This window comes from Priestia sp. BR_2 (assembly GCF_041954005.1).
Taxonomy (GTDB): domain Bacteria; phylum Bacillota; class Bacilli; order Paenibacillales; family Paenibacillaceae; genus Paenibacillus_AQ; species Paenibacillus_AQ lautus_A.
In genome coordinates, this window is sequence record NZ_JAVFHM010000281.1 from 33,173 (window position 1) to 56,235 (window position 23,063).

General features: G+C 49.1%; 22 protein-coding genes, 1 tRNA gene, 1 rRNA gene and 1 riboswitch. Of the genes, 9 read left to right on the forward strand and 15 right to left on the reverse strand.

The features are described 5' to 3' along the window. Window positions 1-135 precede the first annotated feature (135 nt). Window positions 136-1,305, forward strand: a complete 1,170-nt coding sequence (locus RB298_RS21765; protein WP_375122089.1) for a stalk domain-containing protein — start codon at window positions 136-138, stop codon at window positions 1,303-1,305. Between the two features lie 91 nt (window positions 1,306-1,396). Here the strand turns inward: RB298_RS21765 and RB298_RS21770 are convergent, their stop codons facing one another. Next, window positions 1,397-1,915 (reverse strand): YwhD family protein, encoded by a 519-nt coding sequence (locus RB298_RS21770; RefSeq protein ID WP_009595531.1) that lies wholly within the window; start codon window positions 1,913-1,915, stop codon window positions 1,397-1,399. Between the two features lie 147 nt (window positions 1,916-2,062). Between RB298_RS21770 and RB298_RS21775 the strand changes: the two genes are divergently transcribed. The 5 genes from RB298_RS21775 (at window position 2,063) to RB298_RS21795 (ending at window position 7,378) form a co-directional block, all read left to right on the forward strand. Next, window positions 2,063-4,054: a M1 family metallopeptidase gene (locus tag RB298_RS21775; RefSeq protein WP_012818353.1), complete on the forward strand. Its 1,992-nt coding sequence runs from the start codon at window positions 2,063-2,065 to the stop codon at window positions 4,052-4,054. An 11-nt stretch (window positions 4,055-4,065) separates the two neighbouring features. After that, window positions 4,066-4,893, forward strand: coding sequence for a hypothetical protein (locus RB298_RS21780; RefSeq protein ID WP_036662875.1), 828 nt, complete (start codon window positions 4,066-4,068; stop codon window positions 4,891-4,893). A 346-nt stretch (window positions 4,894-5,239) separates the two neighbouring features. Further along, window positions 5,240-5,375: riboswitch (cyclic di-AMP (ydaO/yuaA leader) on the forward strand. A 4-nt stretch (window positions 5,376-5,379) separates the two neighbouring features. Next, the gene (locus tag RB298_RS21785) at window positions 5,380-5,853 is read left to right on the forward strand and encodes a C40 family peptidase (protein ID WP_012818351.1); all 474 of its coding nucleotides are present in this window, start codon (window positions 5,380-5,382) and stop codon (window positions 5,851-5,853) included. Window positions 5,854-6,359: 506 nt separating this feature from the next. Continuing rightward, on the forward strand, window positions 6,360-6,860 hold the full coding sequence (locus RB298_RS21790) for a GNAT family N-acetyltransferase (protein ID WP_012818350.1): 501 nt from the start codon (window positions 6,360-6,362) through the stop codon (window positions 6,858-6,860). 161 nt (window positions 6,861-7,021) lie between these two features. Then, the gene (locus tag RB298_RS21795; RefSeq protein ID WP_096777305.1) at window positions 7,022-7,378 is read left to right on the forward strand and encodes a c-type cytochrome; all 357 of its coding nucleotides are present in this window, start codon (window positions 7,022-7,024) and stop codon (window positions 7,376-7,378) included. Window positions 7,379-7,478: 100 nt separating this feature from the next. Here RB298_RS21795 and RB298_RS21800 read toward each other — a convergent pair whose 3' ends face one another. Both RB298_RS21800 and RB298_RS21805 read right to left on the reverse strand, forming a co-directional pair. After that, window positions 7,479-7,793 (reverse strand): 4a-hydroxytetrahydrobiopterin dehydratase, encoded by a 315-nt coding sequence (locus tag RB298_RS21800; RefSeq protein ID WP_009595556.1) that lies wholly within the window; start codon window positions 7,791-7,793, stop codon window positions 7,479-7,481. 107 nt (window positions 7,794-7,900) lie between these two features. Then, window positions 7,901-8,194: a hypothetical protein gene (locus RB298_RS21805; protein ID WP_009595521.1), complete on the reverse strand. Its 294-nt coding sequence runs from the start codon at window positions 8,192-8,194 to the stop codon at window positions 7,901-7,903. A 191-nt stretch (window positions 8,195-8,385) separates the two neighbouring features. On the opposite strand from RB298_RS21805, the gene motA reads away from it, so the two are divergent. Continuing rightward, the gene (gene motA, locus RB298_RS21810) at window positions 8,386-9,186 is read left to right on the forward strand and encodes a flagellar motor stator protein MotA (protein ID WP_009595558.1); all 801 of its coding nucleotides are present in this window, start codon (window positions 8,386-8,388) and stop codon (window positions 9,184-9,186) included. Next, window positions 9,170-9,976, forward strand: a complete 807-nt coding sequence (motB, locus tag RB298_RS21815; protein ID WP_009595545.1) for a flagellar motor protein MotB — start codon at window positions 9,170-9,172, stop codon at window positions 9,974-9,976. Before motA ends, motB begins: the two co-directional genes overlap by 17 nt. 124 nt (window positions 9,977-10,100) lie before the next feature. On the opposite strand, the gene rluF is transcribed toward motB, so the two are convergent. Both rluF and RB298_RS21825 read right to left on the reverse strand, forming a co-directional pair. Continuing rightward, window positions 10,101-10,802, reverse strand: coding sequence for a 23S rRNA pseudouridine(2604) synthase RluF (gene rluF, locus RB298_RS21820; protein WP_036662880.1), 702 nt, complete (start codon window positions 10,800-10,802; stop codon window positions 10,101-10,103). Between the two features lie 34 nt (window positions 10,803-10,836). Then, on the reverse strand, window positions 10,837-13,131 hold the full coding sequence (locus RB298_RS21825) for an ATP-binding protein (RefSeq protein ID WP_486048577.1): 2,295 nt from the start codon (window positions 13,129-13,131) through the stop codon (window positions 10,837-10,839). Window positions 13,132-13,492: 361 nt separating this feature from the next. Between RB298_RS21825 and tadA the strand changes: the two genes are divergently transcribed. Continuing rightward, window positions 13,493-13,987: a tRNA adenosine(34) deaminase TadA gene (gene tadA / locus RB298_RS21830; RefSeq protein WP_096777284.1), complete on the forward strand. Its 495-nt coding sequence runs from the start codon at window positions 13,493-13,495 to the stop codon at window positions 13,985-13,987. A 77-nt stretch (window positions 13,988-14,064) separates the two neighbouring features. Here the strand turns inward: tadA and RB298_RS21835 are convergent, their stop codons facing one another. The 10 genes from RB298_RS21835 to rrf all read right to left on the reverse strand — a co-directional run. Next, window positions 14,065-15,150: a hypothetical protein gene (locus tag RB298_RS21835; RefSeq protein WP_096777283.1), complete on the reverse strand. Its 1,086-nt coding sequence runs from the start codon at window positions 15,148-15,150 to the stop codon at window positions 14,065-14,067. Window positions 15,151-15,457: 307 nt separating this feature from the next. Then, window positions 15,458-15,607, reverse strand: coding sequence for a hypothetical protein (locus RB298_RS21840; RefSeq protein WP_012818342.1), 150 nt, complete (start codon window positions 15,605-15,607; stop codon window positions 15,458-15,460). Between the two features lie 104 nt (window positions 15,608-15,711). Continuing rightward, the gene (locus tag RB298_RS21845) at window positions 15,712-16,053 is read right to left on the reverse strand and encodes a hypothetical protein (protein WP_009595528.1); all 342 of its coding nucleotides are present in this window, start codon (window positions 16,051-16,053) and stop codon (window positions 15,712-15,714) included. A gap of 176 nt (window positions 16,054-16,229) precedes the next feature. After that, window positions 16,230-16,318, reverse strand: a tRNA-Ser gene (locus RB298_RS21850). Window positions 16,319-16,390: 72 nt separating this feature from the next. Beyond that, on the reverse strand, window positions 16,391-17,674 hold the full coding sequence (gene serS / locus RB298_RS21855; RefSeq protein WP_486048580.1) for a serine--tRNA ligase: 1,284 nt from the start codon (window positions 17,672-17,674) through the stop codon (window positions 16,391-16,393). Between the two features lie 194 nt (window positions 17,675-17,868). After that, window positions 17,869-18,456 carry a pyridoxal 5'-phosphate synthase glutaminase subunit PdxT gene (gene pdxT / locus RB298_RS21860; RefSeq protein ID WP_096777282.1) on the reverse strand — a complete coding sequence of 196 codons (588 nt, stop codon included), beginning with the start codon at window positions 18,454-18,456 and terminating at the stop codon, window positions 17,869-17,871. Between the two features lie 15 nt (window positions 18,457-18,471). Then, the gene (gene pdxS / locus RB298_RS21865) at window positions 18,472-19,353 is read right to left on the reverse strand and encodes a pyridoxal 5'-phosphate synthase lyase subunit PdxS (RefSeq protein WP_009595550.1); all 882 of its coding nucleotides are present in this window, start codon (window positions 19,351-19,353) and stop codon (window positions 18,472-18,474) included. Between the two features lie 164 nt (window positions 19,354-19,517). After that, window positions 19,518-20,936: a D-alanyl-D-alanine carboxypeptidase family protein gene (locus RB298_RS21870; protein WP_096777281.1), complete on the reverse strand. Its 1,419-nt coding sequence runs from the start codon at window positions 20,934-20,936 to the stop codon at window positions 19,518-19,520. Between the two features lie 152 nt (window positions 20,937-21,088). Next, window positions 21,089-22,546, reverse strand: a complete 1,458-nt coding sequence (gene guaB / locus RB298_RS21875) for an IMP dehydrogenase (RefSeq protein WP_090914430.1) — start codon at window positions 22,544-22,546, stop codon at window positions 21,089-21,091. A 420-nt stretch (window positions 22,547-22,966) separates the two neighbouring features. Then, a 5S ribosomal RNA gene (rrf, locus tag RB298_RS21880) occupies window positions 22,967-23,063 on the reverse strand; the annotation flags it as partial.

Below are 23,063 nucleotides of genomic sequence, written 5' to 3' on the forward strand. Positions count from 1 at the left end.
TCGGACGCTCCCTCTCCCCTCAGCTTTGCTTCATCGCATATATCATTTTTTACATGATTTTTTTGATTTGATGAAACATTTCCCATTATTTAGTCGTTTATATAGGAGGGAGTGAAAACCAGAAGGAGGAAAGACATGAAATCCGTACAGATCATCAAACTAGCAGGTACCGCATCCATAGCATTGTCTTTAATGCTTACATCCTCATCGCTCGTAACCATTCCTGCCCATGCGGCAGCGGCCTCCACATCGCAGAGCAAGGCAGCCTGGAGCACGCTCGATGTGAAGCATAAACCTTATACGAATAAAGGCGTCGTGTTCATTCCGCTGAAGGAAGTTTCCGAACAGCTGCAGCTGCAGCTGACGATCCCTGGAAAGAACGAGCTGTACATTAACAGCCCGACCCAGTCTGTTCGTGTGATTATTGGAAATTCGCGCGCCGTCAATGCCAAGGGTACCGCTCTGAAGCTTGAGGCGGCTCCGGTTGTGAAGAAAGGCGTGACTTATGTTCCCGCCAGCCTGATTACCAAAGGCTTCGGCATTCAGTTGAAGTACGACAGCAAATCCGGACTTCGAACCACCTTTGATTCCTGGTCCCAATATGCTTATGCCTCCAAGGCCAATATGCTGTTCTGGGTAAATCGCGAGACCGGTATGCTGTCCATGGGGAAAGCCGGAACGACGCCAACGAAAGTCGGCATTCTCCCGATCGAGGATATCGATCAAGTGGGCTTGAACGCACATCGCATCAACAGCAATACCTATGTCGTCGACTTGTCCAATTATTACGGGGAACCCCATATTCATGAAGGAAGATATCGGGTGCTCATTCAGGACATGAAAATTCTGAAGCTTTCCAAAACGAATCACACCAATTTTGCCGGGATCAACTACCGTCCGGACCAACTCAGCTACAAAGGCAAAGTTGCCATGATGAATGGCAGTACGCTAGAGCTGGTTCATCCGATGGGCAAAACGGTAAAAACCTACGATCTGGCCGCCCTCACCGGTGTTGACGATCATTTTATTGTGGAAGCAATCGAACAGGACTTCCTGCTCGTCCGTCCTTATACGAAGGCAACCCTGTATATTGTTGAACCGACAGGCAAGTCCGCAGAACTTATCTATCCCGATCTTTTGGACGAGGAGAGCATCAAGGCTATTGAGGAGATGCCGCCAAACGAAGTGGGTTTCATCGGAGACGGCCTTACGTATGACGGATATGCCGGCGGCAAGCTGAAGCTTCAATACGAAAATCCGTTTCTTGATATAAAGAAAAAGCTGACCTACGCCCTTCCATTCTAACCGTAACAATCACAAAAAGACCGGCGGATTCTTTCACGAATCCTACCGGTCTTTCCTATGTCCGCATCTAGAAAAATGCTTATTTATGGTATCATTCCGCTGTTTGAAGAGCTTCTCTAAACTCCTCCGGCGAGGCATTCCACCATTCCTCGTTACGGGAGATCAGCAGTTCGCGCAGCGCTTTCTTCTCCACGTCGCCAAGCCCATCCAGAATAATCTTGCGCTTCATCGCCGCATCCATTTTATTCACATGGTCGGCGAGGATTTTCCAGCCGCGCCGTGCTTCATGGTCGATCCACATTTCGCACGCGGTCATGCCTGCATAATGCTGTCCTTCCGCGGTACGGTCTACAGCTACCCACACGATCCACACCTGGCGTCCGTTGGGCACTTCATCCCGGTTCATGCTGAAACGGATGCCCTTCTCCACCTTGCTCTTTGCATGCATGGCTCCAATATCCACTCGCGCCTCGCCATTGTCGATGATGACAGGCGACAAACTGTTCAGATCGATGGAGCCGGATCCAAACCCCTTATGCTTACTCTTGCTATTGATAATATTCAACGCAATGGGTTTCTTCGCACCCTGCTTCTGATCTTCGTTCTCCACTGCTGCCGACCTCCTATATCAGAGCCGATTCTCACGTATCAGCCGCTAAATTGATAACCATGTCCCAATAATTTTATTTTAACTAATAATCCCCCAAAAGCAAACATATACATGCACTAGATGCTTGTCAACGGGAGGTTGTTCGATATGGTCCCACCACGTGCCAAAGTCTTTCTATCATCCCTGCTTGCCCTTGGTTTGCTTGCAGGATCGATGCCGATATTTCTGAATCCAGGGTCCTCAGCGTCTGTCCTTGCCCCAAATGCGGGCAAGCCCTCTGCCTCTGCCGTGGAGAAGGCCCCGCTCTCACCGCCTAAGGTGCAGCCTGATACTCCCGCTCCGGCCCTAAGCGACCGGCTGGTGGAATATCACATGGATGTTCGGTACGAGCCTGAGGAGAACAAGCTTAAGGGCAAGCAGACACTCACTTGGACTCACCCAGGCAAAAAAAGCGTAAATGAGCTGTACTTTCATCTGTATCCCAATGCCTTTGCTTCCGATGAAACGACCTTTATGAAGGAATCGGGCGGCAGGCTTCGTTCCGACCCCATGCCGGACGACGGGTACGGCTCCATGACCATTACCAATGTGAAAACGACGGAAGGACTGGCCCTTACCCATCGCCTTCAATTCGTCCAACCCGATGACGGGAACATCAAGGATCACAGCCTTGTCAAACTAAGATTGCCCAAACCCATCAAGGGCGGGGAGAGCATCACCATTCACATGGAATTTGAAGTCGAGCTTCCCAAAATATTCGCGCGCATGGGTACCACCGAGAATTTTATTATGGCTGGCCAATGGTTTCCTAAAGTATCGGTCTATGAACCGGCCGGACTTCGCGGAAGAGCCGAGGAAGGATGGAATCTTCATCAATACCACGGCAACTCCGAGTTCTACTCCAACTTCGGCATTTACAGCGTTCGCATCCGGGTGCCCGAGAATTACATTGTTGCCGCGACCGGATTCCCGACCAAGCCTGCCCAAAAGTCGAACGGGGAAAAAATTTATCAATTCTATGCCGATGATGTGCATGATTTTGCCTGGTCGGCCTCGCCCAACTTTGTCACGGCCGAGGAGGCCTTCTCGGCACCGGGCGTGCCGGGCGTCCGCATCAAGCTGTATCTCGATCCGGCCCATAAAGACCTGAAGGACCGTTACTTTGATGCCGCCAAGTCGGCACTGGCTTCGTTTGGTAAATGGTACGGAACCTATCCTTATTCCACGTTGTCCATCGTCGTCCCGCCGGAGTCGGGCAACGGTGCAGGCGGCATGGAATACCCGACGCTGGTCACGGCCTTCGGGGCCAAGAACGATTCGCCGGGTTATGAGCTCGAACGGACCGTCATTCACGAGATCGCCCACCAATATTTTTACGGAATGATCGCAAGCAACGAATTTGAGGAAGCGTGGCTGGACGAGGCCTTTGCAACCTATGCAGAAGAAAGAGTGATGGAGAAAGAATACGGCATTACCTCCAACACCGCTGCTCAAGGAGCATCGATTACCTCCCCTGCCCCGCTGAAGATGGAGTCCTGGAAATACAGCTCACACGAGAACTACGCGCTGAATGTTTACACGAGAGGCAAGCTGGTGCTGCAAGGCATTGAACGGCAGGTCGGTCCACAGATGATGGGGAAAATCATGCATACCTATGCCCAGAAATACCGTTTCAAGCACCCAACCACGTCTGATTTTCAGAAAGTCGTCGAGCAAGTAAGCAAAACCTCCTGGCAATCGTATTTTGACCAATATGTATATGGAAGCCAAATGGCCGACGTCGCCATCGATGTGATCAAAACCAAAAATAAAGGCACGTCAGACCATCCGCGGTATGAATCCACGGTCAAGATTACGAGCAAGGACGGAGATATAACCGATGTGCCTATCGTGTTCGCCTTTGAAGACGGCAAAACGGTGGAGCGAACCTGGAGCGGCAAGGACGGAAAAGTTACGTACACCCTGGAGTACAGCACCCCGCTCGCCTGGGCCATGGTTGATCCGAAATACTCCATCGTTCTGGAGAATAGACACATCAATAACTATATGAAGGCAGGAATGGATCCGAAGGTGGTCACACGCTGGAATCTCAGTATTACCAAGCTTGTGGAGACGTTGTTCGGCAGCCTGTCATGGTGAGGGGGGAGCACATGAAAAGTTATGCAGGCCAAGGTTGGATCAGTGTTAAAGACCAATTATACGTCTCCATTCTGCTGTTCTTGTACCGCATGCTGTGGGGATATTGCCTGTACCGGCTTGTAAAATCGGCAGTCGTCCCCCTGCTGATGCGGTATCCGGATTCTGCCCCTAACGAGCTTAGTCGCCTGTTATTCTTCTACGAGGGCGAGATGAGTCTATCGTTAAGCGGCACGGTCCATACCTATGGTTGGCTTCTGGCCGCTCTGCTCCTGATCCGGATGGTATGTACCCCGCTCATTCGGGCAGGCATCTTCTATAACCTCCACCAGGAGGCCAAGGGCGAGCGCGGATTATTCTTCTTCACCGGCATGCAGAAGCTATGGAAGCCCGTTACGGTATTTTATCTGATCGAACTTGTTCTTACCTTTGTGCCCGGATACTGGATTCTGCCCAAAATCCTTCCGATCCTGCTGAACGGGATCCATGAGCCGGTTCTGCTGCTTCATGCGCTGCCTCATGCAGCCGGCTGGTTTCTGTACGCCTATCTGATTCGCCTGTTATTGCTCTATATGCAATTCGGCCGTACGGACAATTCCGGCATGATCAGCTCCGTTCTTGCGCTCTTCCGCCGACTGGGCACGGCTGTGCTGTTATCCCTTACCGTTGGCGGATCGGCCTGCGTCATTCTTTTGCTCCTGAGCTCGGCATCGCTCTTCTGGGCGGGATTGATTGGCTTGATTATTCAGCAAGCCTCTTATTTTCTGAATGGACTCTTCCAAATTTGGGTAATTTCCGCCCAATACCATTTGTGGCGGGATTCTTCCTCGCAGCATGCCTAATCGTTACATTTCGTTACCATCATATGATAAACAAGCTCGTAAATATGCTGTAATCGGAAGCGACACATTTCTCTCTCGGACTTGATTTTACAAAGAATAGAAGCTTATTTTTCCTCAATATTACATTTTCCGATGGCCAAATTACAAAAAAACCTGATCCCGCATGATGGTGACAGGTTTTTTTGTATAAAAATGAGCTTTCCTCATTTGCCAAATTGTTAATACTCTGCTAAAATAACGAATATGTTAGTAACAACTTTGTCATCTTTACTGTAACTTTTTGCTGGAACTATGTAATTTCGTTAAGCATGTTGGAACGTCAGACGTCTATGAATGGGTTCATCAACATTTTAAGGAGCCGAATTCCCATGATTGGGAAGCGGGGGATCCGTTTTGGGTGAATTGATCTCGCAAGAGAGGGATCATAGGGGACCTTCAACCGAACCCTTAAGCTAACCTCGCAGGCAATGGAAGGAGCTTTTTGTTTTGAAAAAGAAGTTAACGGCCATTTCTCTAGGCCTGGCCCTCGCACTCACATTAGGGACCGGAAGCGCTTTCGCCGATTCCAAATTAAATACTGCAATCAAACCAGCCATTGGTGTCTCTTATAAAACAGGTGGAACCACAACGAATGGTTTTGACTGCTCCGGATTCACCAGCTATATCTACAAGAAACTTGGTCTAAGCCTGCCGCGCACGTCTGGAGCTCAATACAAAGTCGGTACGGCCGTAGCCAAGAGCAAGCTGAAAGCTGGCGATCTCGTGTTCTTCAACACATCCGGCAGAGGTGTATCTCATGTGGGTATTTATGTTGGGGGCGGCAAATTCGCTCATTCCTCATCCTCGCGCGGTGTCATCATTAGTCCGCTGAGCCAGAGCTATTACGCCAATCGATACGTAGGTGCTAAGCGAGTCATGAGTCAGTCTACGTACAAGTCTGTAGCTGTGAACTACAATTAATTATTGGAACTTCATTGATTTATCCTTTACAAGAAGCCCTGGGCGTATGAGATTGTGCCGATCTCATCCAGCGGCTTTTTCTTTTGTCTGCTCTGTGTATACCTTTATAACGTTTGGGACAACGAAAAAGTTCCCACTTTTCGAGAAAAAAAGAAAATTATTATGCAAATTCTCTTCGCTTCCTCAAGTCATTGCATCTTCTACCCTTTATATACCCTCCTCTCCCTTCATTAAACACCCTAATGGAAAAATATTGATTTTATTTTCTGAGGACTACTACGAGCAGCGATACGTAGATGCCGAACGCATCATGAGCAATGATCAGTATGAAAAGTCGACCGGAGAATCCTCCTAAGCTTCGATGTCTTATCCTCGTCCTGCCCATACATATCCGTTTGCCCGTCAAAGGAGACCTACTTCTCTTGGACGGGCTTTTTGAATGCGGCTAGAATGTTTGAGAAATGGGGTATAATTTAATTTGTAATTATGACAGGGGGACTTTGCCAATGGATGCAGCACCGATTTCATTTCATACGGTGGTCATGCGTGAAGAGCACGCGAAAGAAATATGCGCCTGGACCTATCCTCCTCCCTATAACATTTACGGTTTTCTTCCCTGGGAGCAGATGAAGGGGCTTGAGATCGAGTTTGGGGATCCGGACATCCGCCGGGAACAGTACATTTCGATTTTGGATGAACGGAAGACGCTATGGGGATTTGCCCAGCTGTTTCCGATGCATGAGGTTACGCGGATCGGGCTGGGCATGCGGCCTGATTGGTGCGGGCGGGGAATGGGTAAACGGTTTATGCAGACGATTGTCCGGGAAGCGAGGCGGAGGCGGCCTGCCGATGAGATCGACCTGGAGGTAATGACCTGGAATGAGCGCGCGATCCGTGCATACGAAAAGGCGGGCTTTCATATCACCGATACGTACGAGCGCCTTACACCGACGGGAAACGCCCTTTTCCACTGCATGGTGTATGAGCCTCCGGCAAATGAGGAATAGTAATCTTTGTCTATATGAAAAAGCACAATTTTGTGTACTTTTTATGAAGGCGCGCGGTATAGTTGCTTTTTTTGTCACAACTGGCTATGCTGTCTATGGATGTTGGTTTATAATGGAGACAAGTGCAAAAGTGCAGTATACATAGAAGGGACGATATGACGATGCAAAAATGGATCATGAGCGGATTGTTCTTCGTCGCATGTGCGTTGGCTATTGCGCTGATGTTTACGCTCCCAGGCAAGGAACAGGTAGCTCAGGAAGAGAAGCCGACTATGCCGGAAGTGACTCTGGATGCTGCCGCAGCCGAAGCCACACTGAAAGCAAGCTGCATCAGCTGTCATGGTGACCAACTTCAAGGCGGCGCTGGACCGGCTTTGAATCAAGTAGGCGGACACATGGATGCGGACGCGATCTTCAACGTTGTAACCAAAGGCCGTAAGGGTATGCCTTCCTTTAAGGATCAACTTAAGCCTGACGAAATCGCAAACATCGCGCTGTACCTTGCTGAGAAAAAATAAATCAGCTTATACGCAAAACACGCTTGAACCTGGAGAACCTCCCGGCGCAAGCGTGTTTTTACATATTGGGGAGCTATGACCGGATGGATCCGTCTCCCGTCTATTGTCCTGATTTGCCGTCCTTGGAACGGCTTTTCTCGTAGGCCTCGTTAAACTGCTGCGCTTCCTTAATATCCACAGCCGTAATGCCGCCGTCGTCCCAGGAAGTGAGACGCAGCGTAACGACTTTATAATCTATGGTGATATAGGGGTGATGTCCGAAAGCTTCCGAAATAGCTGCCACTTCATCAACAAAAGCGATTCCCTTCATGAAGGAGGAGAAGGTATACTTCCTGACGATCCATCTCCCTTGTTCAAATTCCCAACCCTCAAGCTTTTCCAGATGAGCCTCTACTTCTTGCTGCGTATAAAGCATCTTTTATCTTCCTCCCCGAAAAAAACCTATCGTAAAGCCGACTGACACGTGTATGGGCTTCTGTCATCTATTCTATTCTGCCCTGTTTCCGTTGATAACTGGAGTGATTACACAAGAGCCACAAAGGCCAACTCTTCTTCACCGATCAAAATATGTATTCGATGGTTATTCTGGTCATGCATGACCACGCCGCTGCCGACGCTAATCACCGGCTCCGTGCCCAGCGCATAGAACAAATCCTCCGCCAGCGCCTCATGAACCTCATTCCGCTCGGCTTCGCCCAGATTGCCCCAATCCTCCGCTTCCATTTCAAAGAAAACGTAGCTGTCGGAAATTCGCCCGACGGCTTCGGTCAATTCCGCGAGGATTTCGCCGTAATCCCTTCCGTGCTTCACACCCATCTCAATCACTCCTTTCCTTACCGTACTAAGCTTCGTTTCCCTTCCTTCCATTATACCGGAAATTACAACTAAAAAAAAAAGCCCGACATGACGATAAATAGGATAACGCCCCACAAAAGGGGCCCGGTTCTCCATGAGAGCCGTTCTGACGAATGGATTCGTTATTTTATTTCTCACGGATGAGGTGTGGTATGGAAATTTCAACAATTATAGGCTTAATCATCGGTATCGTCGCGGTACTGGTGGGCATGATTCTTAAAGGTGCCTCCCTTCTCGCTTTGTATAACCCGGCAGCCTATCTAATCATTCTTGGCGGTACGGCAGCAACTTTATTCATCGGATTTCCGTTATCCGAGCTGAAAAAGATTCCGAAGCTGGTCAAAATGACCTTCGTGAAACAGAATCTGATGGACAAGACGGACATGATCAAGCTGTTCATGGAATGGGCTTCGATTACGCGCCGTGAAGGTCTGCTGGCTCTGGAAACCAAAGTCGATGAGATCGATGACAGCTTCCTGCGTAACGGAATGCGCATGATTATCGACGGCAACGATCAGGAATTCGTACGCGATGTTTTGATGGAAGATATCAACGCCACGGAAGAGCGCCATCGTTCTGGCTCGCTGATCTTCTCCCAGGCCGGCATGTATGCACCTTCCCTCGGAGTACTCGGAGCCGTTATCGGTTTGATCGCTGCACTATCCCATATGGAAGACATGGGCGAGCTTGCCCATGCCATCGGGGCTGCGTTTATTGCTACCCTGCTCGGTATCTTCACCGGTTATGTCATCTGTCACCCGATTGCGAACAAACTCAAGCGCCTATCCAAGCGCGAGGTTGAAATTCGACTGATGATGGTAGAAGGCCTGCTGTCCATTCAATCCGGTGTATCCACCATTGCAATCAATCAGAAGCTCTCCGTGTTCCTGACACCATCCGAACGCGCTGAGCTCAGCGAGAGGGAGGCTGGTGCTAGTGAGCAAAAAGACTAGACACGAGCCGCACGAGGAGCATGCCGACGAATCCTGGCTTCTTCCGTACGCAGATCTGCTGACATTGCTTCTGGCCCTGTTCCTAGTTTTGTATGCCATGAGCGCGACGGATGCACGCAAATTTCAAGAAATGAGCGAAGCCTTCAGCGTTGCTCTCACCGGCGGAACCGGCGTGCTGGATTACAGCAAGACCGAGCCCAGCGACACCCCGCCTAATATTAACGATCATAAAGCGACAACCCCTTCCGTTCCAGCAACAACGCCCGACCAACGTCGTGCCGAGTTGATGCGTCAGGAACAAGAGGATCTGGAGAAGCTGAAGAAACAGCTCGATAATTATATTAAAAATAACGGTTTAACCTCAGAGCTCAGCACCAAGTTAAACCACTCCCAGCTGGTCATTACGATCCGGGATAATGCCCTGTTCCCGTCCGGCGAAGCCGTGGTGAAGCCGGAGGCCCGTAAACTGGCCAAGGCCATATCGCAAATGCTTCACAAATTCCCGGATTATGAGATCATTGTTTCCGGTCATACGGATAATGTGCCGATTTCCAACAGCAAATATCCGTCCAACTGGGATTTAAGCTCGGATCGGGCATTGCAGTTCATGAAGATTCTGCTCACCAACTCGGAACTGGACCCTAAACGGTTCATGCCGATCGGTTATGGAGAATACCATCCGATCGCCGATAACAACACCGCTGTTGGACGAGCGAAGAACCGTAGGGTTGAGGTATCCATCATACGTAAATACCAGGATAGCGCAACGTTTACCAGCGTTAATGAATAACCGGTATAATGAACGGTCTAACCGACTATAACACACCCTAAACAACCGATGCATCTGGCCTCCAGATCTCATCGGTTGTTTTCTTTTTACACAAGGGATTCACAAACCCGGTACACTATAATTGCTACTCGAGCTTATAGTTCAGCAGCCGGCCAAGCTCTTCCTTCTCTTTGTCATTGAGATCGCGCCATGAGCCGATACGTTGGCTGCCAAGTCGAATATTCATAATCCGGATTCGCTGCAGCTTTCGAACCTCATAACCAAAAGCGCTGCACATTCTGCGGATTTGCCGATTTTTCCCCTCCGTCAGAATGATTCGAAATACGCGTTCGGACATTCGCGTGACCTCACAGGGGAGCGTCATCTCCCCCAAAATTTTGACGCCGCCGGCCATTCCGCGAAGGAAGGATTCCGTAACCGGACGGTCCACCGTCACAATATATTCTTTCTCATGTTTTCCTTCGGAACGAAGGATCTTATTGACGATATCTCCGTCATTCGTTAACAGGATCAGTCCTTCGGAGTCCTTATCCAATCGTCCAATGGGAAAAACCCGTTCGTTATGGCCTACGAAGTCTACAATATTGCCCTTAATATGCGACTCGGTGGTGCTCGTAATCCCGACCGGCTTATTAAGAGCAATATATACATGCTTCTTCTTGTCCTGAAGCGGCTTTCCCTGGATCCGCACATCGTCGCCTTCCTCGGCCTGGCTGCCCAAGACCGCAACCACCCCGTTAATGGTGACCTTCCCGCTCTCCACCAGCTTGTCCGCTTCACGACGCGAGCAATATCCCGTTTCGCTTATAAATTTATTGATTCTCAAAGATGCCATCCCCTTATCTGTAACTACTTCATGTTCAGCCTTCGATTGTTTTCTGCGGTACCGCAGGCAGGACAATACTTACCCTCGTGCCTACGCCAACTTCACTCTCGATTTCCATCGTCCCCCGGTGGCCCTGAATAATGCGCTGGCTTACCATCAACCCGAGTCCTGTGCCCGTTTCCTTATTCGTAATAAACGGTTCGCCAAGATGCGGCATCATGTCTTCCGGAATGCCTTGACCTTCATCCCGAATATCGATCTGTATCTGTTCGGCCTGCGGGTGTGTAAGCCTAATCCATATATTGCCGCCTTCCGGCATGGCTTCAATGGCATTCTTGAGCAGATTTATGAACACCTGTTTGAGCTGGTTCTCTTCGCAATGCACAAAGGTCGGTTCTTCAATAAAATCCAATTTGAACTCGATGCCGTACAGATGCGCCTGGCTGTCAAGGAAGGAGATGACATCCCCCATAATGACGCCCACGTCCCTCTCCTGGAAATTAATCGCCTGAGGCTTGGCTAATATCAGAAATTCACTGACGATCAGATTGATTCGATCCAGCTCGGACAGCATCAGGTCGATATGATCGGGATTCGCTTTGTGAGTCTGTTGTTGAAGCTGCAAAAATCCTCGGAGGGTCGTAAGCGGATTCCGGATTTCATGCGCAACCCCGGCAGCCAGCTGCCCCACGGTATTGAGCTTCTCCGAACGCCGCAGGAGCTCCTCGATCCGATTGCGTTCCGTCACATCGCGGGATACGCTAATCATGGAGGTAACCTCGCCGTTCTCGTCCCGCACAAGCGAGGTGCTGATGCTCACTTCAATCGTGCTTCCATCCTTGCGCAGACGGACCGTCTCCACCGGTGGAAGCCGCTCACCAGCCCGCAAACGACGGATGCGTTCCTTCTCCTCTTCCTCTTTGGCCGGAGGCACAAGCGCAAGCTTCCGCCCGACCACTTCGTGCGCCTTCCAGCCGTATAATTGCTCAAACGCTTTATTCACGCTGATCACGCGTTCATAAGTGTCTGTTGTATGAATGGCATCGGCCGTCTGATTGATAACGGACTCTAAATATTCTTTAACGGACTGGTTCTCATCCACCATCTGCTTCAACTGGCTCGTGTAGGTACCCAGATTGCGGGTCATGGCATTGATGCGGCCTGCAAGCTGCCCCAGCTCGTCCCGGCTGCTAACCTCAAGTCTACGATCGAAGTGACCATCCGATACATCGTTTACGGTGCCCAGGATGGCCTGAATCGGCTTCGTAAAATAACCCGCTACAATGTAACTGCCAAAAATCACGATTTCGAGCAAAACCAGTGAAATAGCCACCAGACTGATCATCTGCTCCCTCATCACGGAAGAGATGGCTTCATAATCCATGACGACGCTGATCACGCTGGTCGGTTTATTTTCGGACAGGATGGGAATGAAGCTTTTTAACACCTTCTTATTATTGATGGTGCTGACAAACACCACATTGTCGCTGGTAGATACGGCCCTTTGCACAGCTTCCGTATCTTGATCCAGGCTCCCATAATTGTAGGTGCCGAACGTGATCGGTCGATTGCGGAGCTTGTGGTGAACATCGTCCGTTCCATCCTCTCTCATATATTCATTGCCAAACGTTTCGGGGTTGATGCCCGTCACTTCCAATATCCGCGGATTCGATTTCAAAGTCTCCTCCACCACGGTGTTCGGGCTTGTGATCTTCACAAAATCCTTGATATTCGAATTCCGGATGTAGGGATCGATAATATAATTCCGCTTGCCATCATAATAGTATCCCCATTTATCAATGAACTCCGGATTGGATGTGGAGAACTCGAACGGTCCGGACCAGAAATGCTCGGACCGCTGCCCCTCCGTAACGGACACGACTTTGCCATGCTGGAACAATTCCAGAAATGCGGTATGCCAATACCCCCAGTTTTTTGTGGAAAGGCCGATTTCGTCTTGGGAGGAGGAACGGGCAACAACGATATCATCGTTGGTTCGAACCAGCAGCGAAATGTGGGTCACACCGATCTCTTTACTTAATTCGGCCAATTGCTGATTGGTTATATTGTTAATATCGGGATCTAAGGCCTTTGCCGCATTAACTGCTGCTACCTTCAGCATATCCCCGAAAATGTTATCCACATACGCAGAGCTAAAGCCGGTTTGCTGAACCGTAATGGCGATTTGCGTGGCGGCCATTACCATTTTGGTTTCACTATCCTGCTGCAGGTTTTCCTGTGTCGTGTAATAATTCAGCGTAATGTTAAGCAGAAGGATAAATAATACCGATATGGACATGATCATCGATAATTTCGTCTTAATCGACAAGTGGCATCTTCACCTTTCTGCTGTCACATCGACGACTTGTGAATATATACCCTCATGATACCTTGATCACGAACGTTTGAAAAGACAAGCCGTATTGCGGCTGACGGGTTTTTTCCGCAATCGCATTGCTATTGAATTAGGGAATCCTTACAATATAAGAGGCTAATCCCGATAAATAAAACGACGTATCCACAGATTGCGCACAAATACACAACTTATCTGGGGATAATGTGTATAACTTTGTGTATAATTTTTTACTTATCCACAATTCTGTCCACATCATGTTAACAAACGAATAAATGTTCGTTGAACATTGGGTATAAATACAGGGTTTTAGCAGGCAGCGAAAGGAGACTTTAGATTGATATCACATTCAATAGACCCACTGGCTGTGGATAATGAAAATCATGAACGCTGGATGCGAGAAGCCATCGCGGAAGCCCGGAAGGCCGAAGAGCTCGGTGAAGTTCCTATTGGCGCTGTCATCGTACGGGGCGATGACATTATTGGCCGTGGATATAATCTGCGCGAAACGACTTACGATGGGACGGCTCATGCCGAGATGGTAGCGATCCGGGAGGCCAGCCGGCATCTTGGAGCCTGGCGGCTGCTCGACTGTCGATTATACGTGACGCTGGAGCCTTGTCCCATGTGTGCAGGTGCCATCGTTCAGTCCCGGGTTCCGCAGCTCATCTACGGCACAAGCGATCCCAAGGCAGGCTGTGCGGGCACACTGATGAATCTGCTTCAAGAGCCTCGCTTTAATCATCGGACGCACGTGGTGGACGGCGTGCTGCAGGAAGAATGCGCATCGTTGCTGACTCAGTTCTTTCGGCGTTTACGCGGGAAAATATGATTTGATGTACCGAAAGAGGAATGAACACAGAAAACCCGGCCGTCATGGCCGGGTTTTCTTGTCTGCGATGAATAAAATTAGTAAGTGCTCATTTGGCTCATGGATTCCTCAAATTGCTCCATCGTGATGACGTCAGCGTCTTTTGGAATACCGATTTTGAACTCTTGTTTCGCGTTGATGTTGTTGTATTGGGTGCTACCCTTCACAGCCAACTTCACGTTCTCATTCGTTTCTGGATCATTGAAATCAACGTTCAATACAACATCTTGGTACGCAGGGAAATCTTTTTTATCGATAGCCGTGTTGATGTTAAATGTATTGATTTTCAGGTATTTCTGCATTTCTTCCAAGCCCGCTTTGAATTCGTCTTGGTTGACGTTGGACACTTCAGCTTTGGCAGCATCGATGTCTTCTTGGGTCAGACCCAGCAATTCGCGGTACTCGTCTTTAGCTGCAATATCAACAACCTTAGGTGCAACCTTGTTTACCATAATATCCAATGCTTCATTCAGGTTATCATTGGTTACAAAGAATTGTACCACTTGTTTAGCGTCAACACCTTCTGGAAGGCCGGCATCTTTAACATTGATCTCTTTGAAGTATTTCGCTTGGTCATATTCGCTCAGCACAGCTTCAAGGATTTCGTTAACGAATTTTTGGGACTTCTCGGTATCCAGGGTTTCAGGGTTAAATGTTTCGCCGGATTGCTCAGCAAGCTCTTTCATGTCCATCACGAGGAATTTGCCAACAACGTCTTCCGGGAACGGCAGCATAGGAATGCTTGGCACTTTAACGTAGATTTTCTCTTTCGTCATCACCATATCAATGTTGAAGGACATCGCCATGTCACCCTTCAAATTGATGCCCATGTTCATTTCGGTTTGCATTGGCTCAGCCTGGTAGATCCCGTCCAGTGTAACCTCCGCATTCTTCAGCATCGTCATCGCCTGTGTTACGCTTGGATCGCCTTCAACTGCAGGTATGTTAACTTGAAGGTCTTCAATGACAAATTTGCTCTTCATTTCGTAGGATGTCATCTTCATCGCGTTCGTAGCAGCATTGGTCATTGCCGCCTTAGGCTCTTCTTTTTTCGCGCAGCCGGAAAGCACAACTGTCACCGTGAGCAGCAGTGTCAGCATGATAGCTGCAAACTTCTTGTTCATTAAAATTTCTCTCCCCTCTAACAGTCAAAAAAATAACAGACCTTCTAATCATAAACCATTTAACCAAAATGAGAAACACTTTCTGGAATATTTGCTGAAATTTTATTTCCTTTCTTTTTCCATCCATCTTAATTTCAAACTTCTTAACATGCGAATAAGGTGGGGCCCCAACATATTACACTTGAACACTAATACGGAAGTTGGAAGCAAAAGGTTTCAAATCGAAAAAAAGAACTTCCTGTCGAATGTCAGGAAGTTCTCTCGATTCTTGATTTTTGGCGCCTTCTTATTTTGCTCCTAAAGGCTGTTAGCCCTCCGGATTAAAATGGCCATCCTGCTTGCGGATCTTCGCTCTGTGCGAGCCTGACAGCGGCTCCTGGCCGCCCCGGTCATGGTCCTTCCGCTGCCTCGGTTGTTCCTGTGCTTCAGGCACCGGAATCGACTTTGGTTTACTCATCTGATAGCCCTCCATTTCATGGATCACAGCGTTTGTTCTACGCAAACGGCCTTGATGCTTCGGTCTGAAAGGAGCATCACAGCTTTCACATTTATTCATGGAACTTAGTGATGCGTGATTTGCTGCAGCGTTTGAGCACACTCATGAATATGACGCGTATAATCGCCCACCATGCCTTGTATGTTCTCATTGCGCTCATCCGTCGTCGCGCCATCACGCTCTACATCGATCAGAGCGACCTTCACTTCCCGGGAATCCACATAGGTGCATTGAAAATCAAACGAATACTCCTGACGACCTGCTGCGCCAATGTGAATGCGGATGGCGTTCGGATCTCCTTCGTCTGCTGCCACTTCTGCACGATCCCCCGGTTTGAGTATGGTCGGCAGCCTTTCCTGCCAAGCATTGACCAGCGTCGATTGATCGACATTCAGTTCTGAGTTCATGTTCACACCTCCCCTTCTCTATAAATTGCGATAACAGGCGCTGTTTTATACAGCAGGTCCCCCAAGCATAAAGTGCTTAGATCTGAACCTTCTATGCATTTCTCCTCTGGTAAAAAAGGCATAAAGACCATAAAAAAACCGTTCCCCTAAGGAAACGGCTTGCATTTGTATATGTATGGCGGAGAGGATGGGATTCGAACCCATGTGGAGTTGCCCCCTAACGGTTTTCAAGACCGCCCCGTTATGACCGCTTCGGTACCTCTCCATGTGGAAATGATCACTGCAAATGAATCACGTGCAAAAATCATTATACCACAAGTCAACCTATGTTATCAACTTATTTCTTAGGTTCGATAATGCTAACATTCCCCATGTAAGGGCGAAGCACTTCCGGAATGACAACGGAGCCGTCGGCCTGCTGATAATTCTCCAGAATGGCTGCAACCGTACGCCCTACCGCGAGCCCGGAACCATTCAAGGTGTGAACAAACTCCGGCTTGCTCTTCGGCTCCGGACGGAAACGAATATTGGCACGGCGTGCCTGGAAATCTCCAATATTCGAGCAGGAAGAGATTTCACGGTATACGCCGCTCTCCGGAAGCCATACTTCCAGATCATAGGTTTTCATGGAGCCGAAGCCCATATCCCCGGTACATAGCGTCATGACGCGATAAGGGAGATTCAACAGCTGGAGCACTCGCTCCGCATCCGCCGTCATTTTCTCGAGCTCATCAAACGATGTTTCCGGATGCACAATCTTCACCATTTCGACTTTATTGAACTGATGCTGACGAATAAGTCCCCGAGTGTCGCGTCCTGCGGCACCCGCTTCCGAACGGAAACAGGAGCTGTATGCGACGTAATATTTAGGCAGATCCTCGCTATTTAGGATTTCCTCACGATGGTAGTTCGTTACAGGAACCTCAGCCGTTGGGATCAGGTAATAGTCGGTATCGCTAATTTTGAATAAATCCTCTTCGAATTTAGGCAGTTGTCCCGTTCCGTACAAGCTGTCCCGGTTGACGATATATGGAGGCAGCATTTCCTCATAGCCGTGTTTGTCGCTGTGCAGATCCATCATGAAACTGATTAAGGCACGCTCAAGCCGTGCACCCAGACCTTTGTAGAACGTAAATCGGGAACCCGTAACCTTCGCGCCTGCTTCAAAGTCCAAAATACTCAGGTTCTGGGCAATCTCCCAGTGAGCCTTAGGTTCGAAATCGAAAGCTTTAGGCTCCGCCCAGCGGCGAATTTCCACGTTCTCCTCCTCCGAGGCGCCGATCGGCACACTTTCGTGGGGAATATTCGGAATCGCCAAAGTAAGCTCGGATATGCTGGCTTCCAGCTCACGAACTTCCTCATCCATTGCTTTAATCTGGTCTGACACTTGGCGCATCTCCAGAATCAGCTCATCTGCATTTTCGCGATTTTTCTTCAGCTTGGCTACTTCAGCCGACACGGTGTTGCGGCGATTCTTCAAACTTTCGCTTTCCTGCAGCAATTCCCGGCGCCGGGAGTCAAGCTTAGGAAAATCCGCAATCAAATCGAGCGATTTGCCTCGATTCTTCAGCGCTTCTTCAACACGACTGTACTCGCTGCGCAATATTTTTACGTCTAACACGGGAAACCCTCCTAAAGTAAAACATCCATCAAGTATATCGAAGCAGCTGCCCTACCTGTTGATAAAAAGCCTTGGGACAAGGCTGCATTATACGTTGTTACATACGATACATCTTATTGCATTTCAGCGAAAAAGACAACTTGACTCCCACATACTGCCAAAGAGTCAAGATGTCTTCTACTGAAACTATTACGTTACGCCTGTGGCGCCGTCGCTCGGGAACGAACCATCTCCACAAAATATTGATGGAGCCGGTAATCGTCTGTCAGCTCCGGATGATAGGAAGCCGCAAGCAGATGGCCTTGTCTGGCTGTAACGATCTCATCCTTATACGTGGACAGAACCTCAACGCCCGGTCCCACTTCCAGAATAAGCGGAGCGCGGATGAAGACGGCTCGCACCGTTTCATCGATGCCCTTCACCGGCAAATCGGTCTCGAAACTTTCACGCTGTCGTCCGAACGCGTTCCGCGCCACCGTGATGTCCATCAGCTTCAAATGCGCTTCTTCGTCGCCTTGAATTCGCTCGGCCAGCACGATCAGTCCGGCACAGGTTCCGAATATCGGTTTGCCTTGGGCTGAAAACTGACGAATCGCATCCATAAAATCATACTTGCGCATCAGCTTGCCAATCGTCGTGCTCTCACCGCCAGGGATAATCAAGCCGTCAATGTCGTCCAGCTGCTCGACCTTCTTGATGGGCACCCCTTCGGCGCCAGCAAGCGTAATGCTTCGAATATGCTCTGCAACGGCACCCTGAAGTGCCAGTACGCCGACCTTCATGTTACCCCTTCTCTCTTACCAGCCGCGATCCTGCATGCGCTCAGCCGGACTAAGCTTGGATATCTCGATGCCTTTCATTGGAGCACCCAGGTTCTTGGAGACTTCAGCAATCAATTTATAATCATCATAATGCGTTGTCGCTTCCACGATCGCACGAGCAAATTTCTCAGGGTTATCGGATTTGAAAATACCGGATCCTACAAAAACGCCGTCAGCGCCCAGATGCATCATCAATGCGGCATCCGCAGGGGTGGCCACGCCACCGGCGGCAAAATTAACGACAGGCAGCTTGCCCGTCTCGTGAACGCCTTTCAGGAGGTCATAGGAAACACCGAGGTTTTTGGCTTCGGCATACAGTTCGTCCTTCGACATGTTGCGAACCTTGCGAATTTGGCTGTTGATCAAACGCATATGGCGAACAGCTTCCACGATATTGCCGGTTCCCGGCTCGCCCTTCGTGCGGATCATGGATGCACCCTCGCCGATGCGACGCAACGCCTCACCGATATCTTTCGCGCCGCATACGAACGGTACGGTGAAATCCCATTTGTCGATGTGGAACACTTCATCCGCAGGCGTCAGCACTTCACTCTCATCGAGGTAATCCACGCCGAGAGATTCAAGCACTTTCGCTTCAACGTAATGACCGATACGAGCTTTGGCCATAACTGGTATGGATACGACCTTCATGACTTCCTCAACGATGGTTGGGTCAGCCATACGTGCTACTCCCCCAGCAGCGCGAATATCGGAAGGAACGCGCTCCAGCGCCATAACTGCCGTAGCACCGGCAGCTTCAGCGATTTTCGCTTGTTCCGCATTCATGACGTCCATAATGACGCCGCCTTTTTGCATTTCCGCCATACCTCTTTTTACAGTAGATGTTCCTGTTTCCATGTCCCCTAGCCTCCCGATTATATGTTGTATCTCATCGCCATTTAGAGCATTCCCTGGCGATATGGTCTGTACCCGTATGGTGCATACTTGCAATGAATCTAACTTGATATTTTACCGCATCAAAATCAAATACACAACCCATTTACTCGGAATTTATCGGGTCCTTAGAAAAGATTTTTGATGGAATCAAACAAATCCGCGAAAAAGTCACCGATCGCACGGAGGAACAGCTTGAACCAGCCGGCCTTCTCTACTTCGTCTGCCGTGATAAGATTCACCGTTTCGGTCTGGGTTTCCTTCATGCCTTCGATTTTGTATGAGTAGGTTGCCGTACCCACCTTCGTATCCTTGGCGACAGGCGCCGTCACGCTGGAAGAATCCAGTTTGGCTTCAAAGGTAATGTTCTTTCCGCTAGAACCTTTAGGCACCACAAATGTGAGGGCTTTATCGGTCACCAGCCCAGCTTCCTTACCTTTGCCCTTCTTCACTTCGACGGTTTCAAATCCTTGCACGGTTGCTCCGGCTGCTTGGACTTCCTTCACTTCGAAGTTGTCAAAGCCGTAATCCAGGACTTTTTTGGTTTCCTTAAAGCGAGCCCCTTCGGATTTCGTTCCCATAACCACGCTGATCAAACGCATGCCGTCACGCTCAGCGGTACCGGCAAAGCAATAACCCGCCGCATTGGTATGACCGGTTTTCAAACCGTCCAAACCTTCGTAAGCATAGGCCTTGAAGTTCGTAATGCTTTTGTTGGCCTCCAGCATCCAGTTGTAGTTGATGATCGGACTCGTATCGCGCGGCCGGAATTTATGCGATTGAATGGCTGTAAATCTCGCAAAGTCAGGATGATCCTCAACGATATACTTGGCAAGTAATGCAGTATCCATTGCCGACATTACGGTTTCTTTATCTTCTGCAGGACGGTATTTCTCAGGCATATCTGCACGGCTAAGGCCTGTCGAATTAATGAAGAAAGCTGTCTTCAATCCCATCTTTTTCGCCGTATCGTTCATCATGGTAACAAACTCTGCTTCGGAACCAGCAATATGTTCAGCCAATGCTACCGTTGCATCATTCGCCGAGCCAACAGCCATGGCTATGTAGAGCTCTTCCACTGTATGTTGGTCGCCTTCAGCTAAAAATATCCGTGAGCCCACGGTCTTTTCAGCATTTTCCCCTACCGTGACTACGTCATCCCAAGCTAACTCGCCTTGTTTTACCTTCTCTGCCACGATATATTCCGTCATCATCTTCGTCATGCTTGCCGGCGGCAATGCTTCATCCGCATTTATGGATAACAGCACCTGGCCCGTAGATGGCTCGATCAAGACGGCAGAGCTCACTTCCAAGCCCAGCTGATCGACCGATGGCACTTTGTCCGGCTTCGTATTATTCGTAGCAGCCTTGTCCGTTGCCGCTTTGTCTTCCGTAGCTTTGGTTGTATCCGCTGTAGCCAGCATATTAGGCGCAGCGAGCGAAACCGCAGGCGCAGCAGAGAAACATAGTATATTAAAGAGCATCAAGGATGCCAGCGTTCTTTGAATTCGTTGTCGCTTATTCTTCTTTATAGACTTGTCTATCAATGGAATTACTCCCCTCTAATTCTCAATAAGTCATTAACTTGTTCTATTCTATCATAGGGGGGGTATCAAAAAAAGACAAGCTAGATGAATTTCATCCAGCTTGTCCAGGAAATAAATGACATATACTGTGTATCCTTATTCTTTTCCGTGAATTACAAGGAATAGTTAGGCGCTTCTTTGGTGATTTGAATATCATGCGGATGGCTCTCGCGGAGACCAGCCCCGGAAATGCGGATAAATTGGGTATCATTCCGCAGCTCCTCCAGGTTTTGCGTTCCGCAATACCCCATGCCGGAACGCAATCCACCGATCAACTGATGGATGGTATCTGCCAATGGCCCTTTATAAGCTACACGGCCCTCGATGCCTTCCGGTACCAATTTCTTGTCATCGTCTTGGAAATAACGGTCTTTACTGCCTTGTTTCATGGCAGCAAGGGAACCCATGCCCCGATAAGCCTTGAAACGGCGTCCTTGGTAGATCTCGGCTTCACCTGGGCTTTCTTCCGTCCCTGCAAACATACTGCCCAGCATAACGGCACTAGCGCCGGCTGCGATGGCTTTTGTAATTTCCCCGGAGTATTTGATACCGCCATCTGCGATAATCGGCACGCCGTACTCTTTAGCAACCGTTGCGCAGTCATAAATGGCTGTGATTTGCGGTACGCCAATCCCGGCAATAACGCGGGTCGTACAGATGGATCCAGGACCGATTCCCACTTTAACGACGGATGCGCCGGCTTCGATAAGCTCTCGCGTACCTTCGCCTGTAGCCACATTACCGGCGATAATGGTCAGATCGGGATACAATTCGCGCAGTTTGCGTACGGAATCAATAATATTGATGTGATGCCCGTGAGCGGAGTCAACGGTTATGACGTCTACACCGGCTTTCACAAGCGCTTCTGCTCTTTCGAAGGTATCTTTGGAGATTCCGATCGCTGCACCTACAAGCAGGCGGCCCTGAGCGTCCTTCGCTGCTCTAGGGAACTGAATCGCTTTCTCAATGTCTTTAATCGTGATAAGTCCTTTAAGAACATTATCCTCGTCCACCAAAGGCAGCTTCTCGATTTTATGCTTCTGCAGAATCATTTCGGCATCCTGAAGGGTCGTTCCAACCGGAGCGGTAACCAGGTTCTCGCTGGTCATCACTTCGCTGATAACCGTATTGTAATCATGAACAAAACGAAGATCACGATTCGTCAAAATCCCGATCAGCTTATTGTTCTCATCCACGATCGGAACCCCGGAAATCCGGAATTTGCCCATGAGTTTCTCAGCGTCGGATACAAGATGATCGGCATGAAGCGAGAATGGATTGGTGATGACTCCGCTTTCCGAGCGCTTCACCCGATCTACTTCTTCCGCCTGTTGTTCAACCGTCATATTTTTATGAATAATGCCGATTCCGCCTTCTCTAGCAATGGCAATTGCCAAAGGAGCTTCCGTAACGGTGTCCATACCTGCACTGATGAGCGGGATGTTCAATTTCACGTGCTCGCTCAATTTGGTGCTAACATCCACTTCTTTTGGAAGTACCTCGGATTTTCTAGGAACCAACAATACATCGTCAAAAGTAAAGCCTTCCTTGCTAAACTTATCTTCCCACACCTGGGTTATTCCTCCTTTTTGTCGTCTTCCTGCGGACTACAACTACTGTCAGAGCTGGACCGGACGGCATTTTCAAGTATTTTCAGAAATATATTATTGCCATCTTAGCAAAGGGCCCATAGGCTGTCAAGGATTGAATTGGCCCATTTCCTGAAGTTCGCAAGTATCCATCCAGCGCGTTGTCCTGTCTCTTTGGAGTGGACAAACGGACAGCTTTCTTCTATTAAATGGAGACTTATCCACGTTTAAGATTGACCTGCCATATTGCATCCCTTTAGGCATTTATCACGGAGACGATGCATGACTGCCGTTTAGTATCACCCAAGTCGGTTCGAGATAGTCCAGAATTCAGAAATCCACTTCACGGTATATAGGAAAAGACCGCTATCGATTACTCGATAACGGTCTTTATGGTTGTTCGCTTGGCGACGTCCTACTCTCCCGGGACCCTTCGGTCCAAGTACCATCGGCGCTGGAAGGCTTAACGGTCGTGTTCGGTATGGGAACGCGTGGAACC

Excerpts from the sequence above, each read along its gene's own strand:
- RB298_RS21780 (WP_036662875.1), top strand. The coding sequence starts at position 4,066 with ATGAAAAGTTATGCAGGCCAAGGTTGGATCAGTGTTAAAGACCAATTA.
- RB298_RS21765 (WP_375122089.1), top strand. The coding sequence starts at position 136 with ATGAAATCCGTACAGATCATCAAACTAGCAGGTACCGCATCCATAGCA.
- pdxT (WP_096777282.1), bottom strand. The coding sequence starts at position 18,456 with ATGAAGGTCGGCGTACTGGCACTTCAGGGTGCCGTTGCAGAGCATATT.
- RB298_RS21805 (WP_009595521.1), bottom strand. The coding sequence starts at position 8,194 with ATGGGTGTGAAGCACGGAAGGGATTACGGCGAAATCCTCGCGGAATTG.
- RB298_RS21845 (WP_009595528.1), bottom strand. The coding sequence starts at position 16,053 with ATGAACTCAGAACTGAATGTCGATCAATCGACGCTGGTCAATGCTTGG.
- RB298_RS21835 (WP_096777283.1), bottom strand. The coding sequence starts at position 15,150 with ATGAACAAGAAGTTTGCAGCTATCATGCTGACACTGCTGCTCACGGTG.
- RB298_RS21840 (WP_012818342.1), bottom strand. The coding sequence starts at position 15,607 with ATGAGTAAACCAAAGTCGATTCCGGTGCCTGAAGCACAGGAACAACCG.
- RB298_RS21775 (WP_012818353.1), top strand. The coding sequence starts at position 2,063 with ATGGTCCCACCACGTGCCAAAGTCTTTCTATCATCCCTGCTTGCCCTT.
- motA (WP_009595558.1), top strand. The coding sequence starts at position 8,386 with ATGGAAATTTCAACAATTATAGGCTTAATCATCGGTATCGTCGCGGTA.
- RB298_RS21790 (WP_012818350.1), top strand. The coding sequence starts at position 6,360 with ATGGATGCAGCACCGATTTCATTTCATACGGTGGTCATGCGTGAAGAG.
- pdxS (WP_009595550.1), bottom strand. The coding sequence starts at position 19,353 with ATGGAAACAGGAACATCTACTGTAAAAAGAGGTATGGCGGAAATGCAA.
- RB298_RS21795 (WP_096777305.1), top strand. The coding sequence starts at position 7,022 with ATGCAAAAATGGATCATGAGCGGATTGTTCTTCGTCGCATGTGCGTTG.
- RB298_RS21800 (WP_009595556.1), bottom strand. The coding sequence starts at position 7,793 with ATGCTTTATACGCAGCAAGAAGTAGAGGCTCATCTGGAAAAGCTTGAG.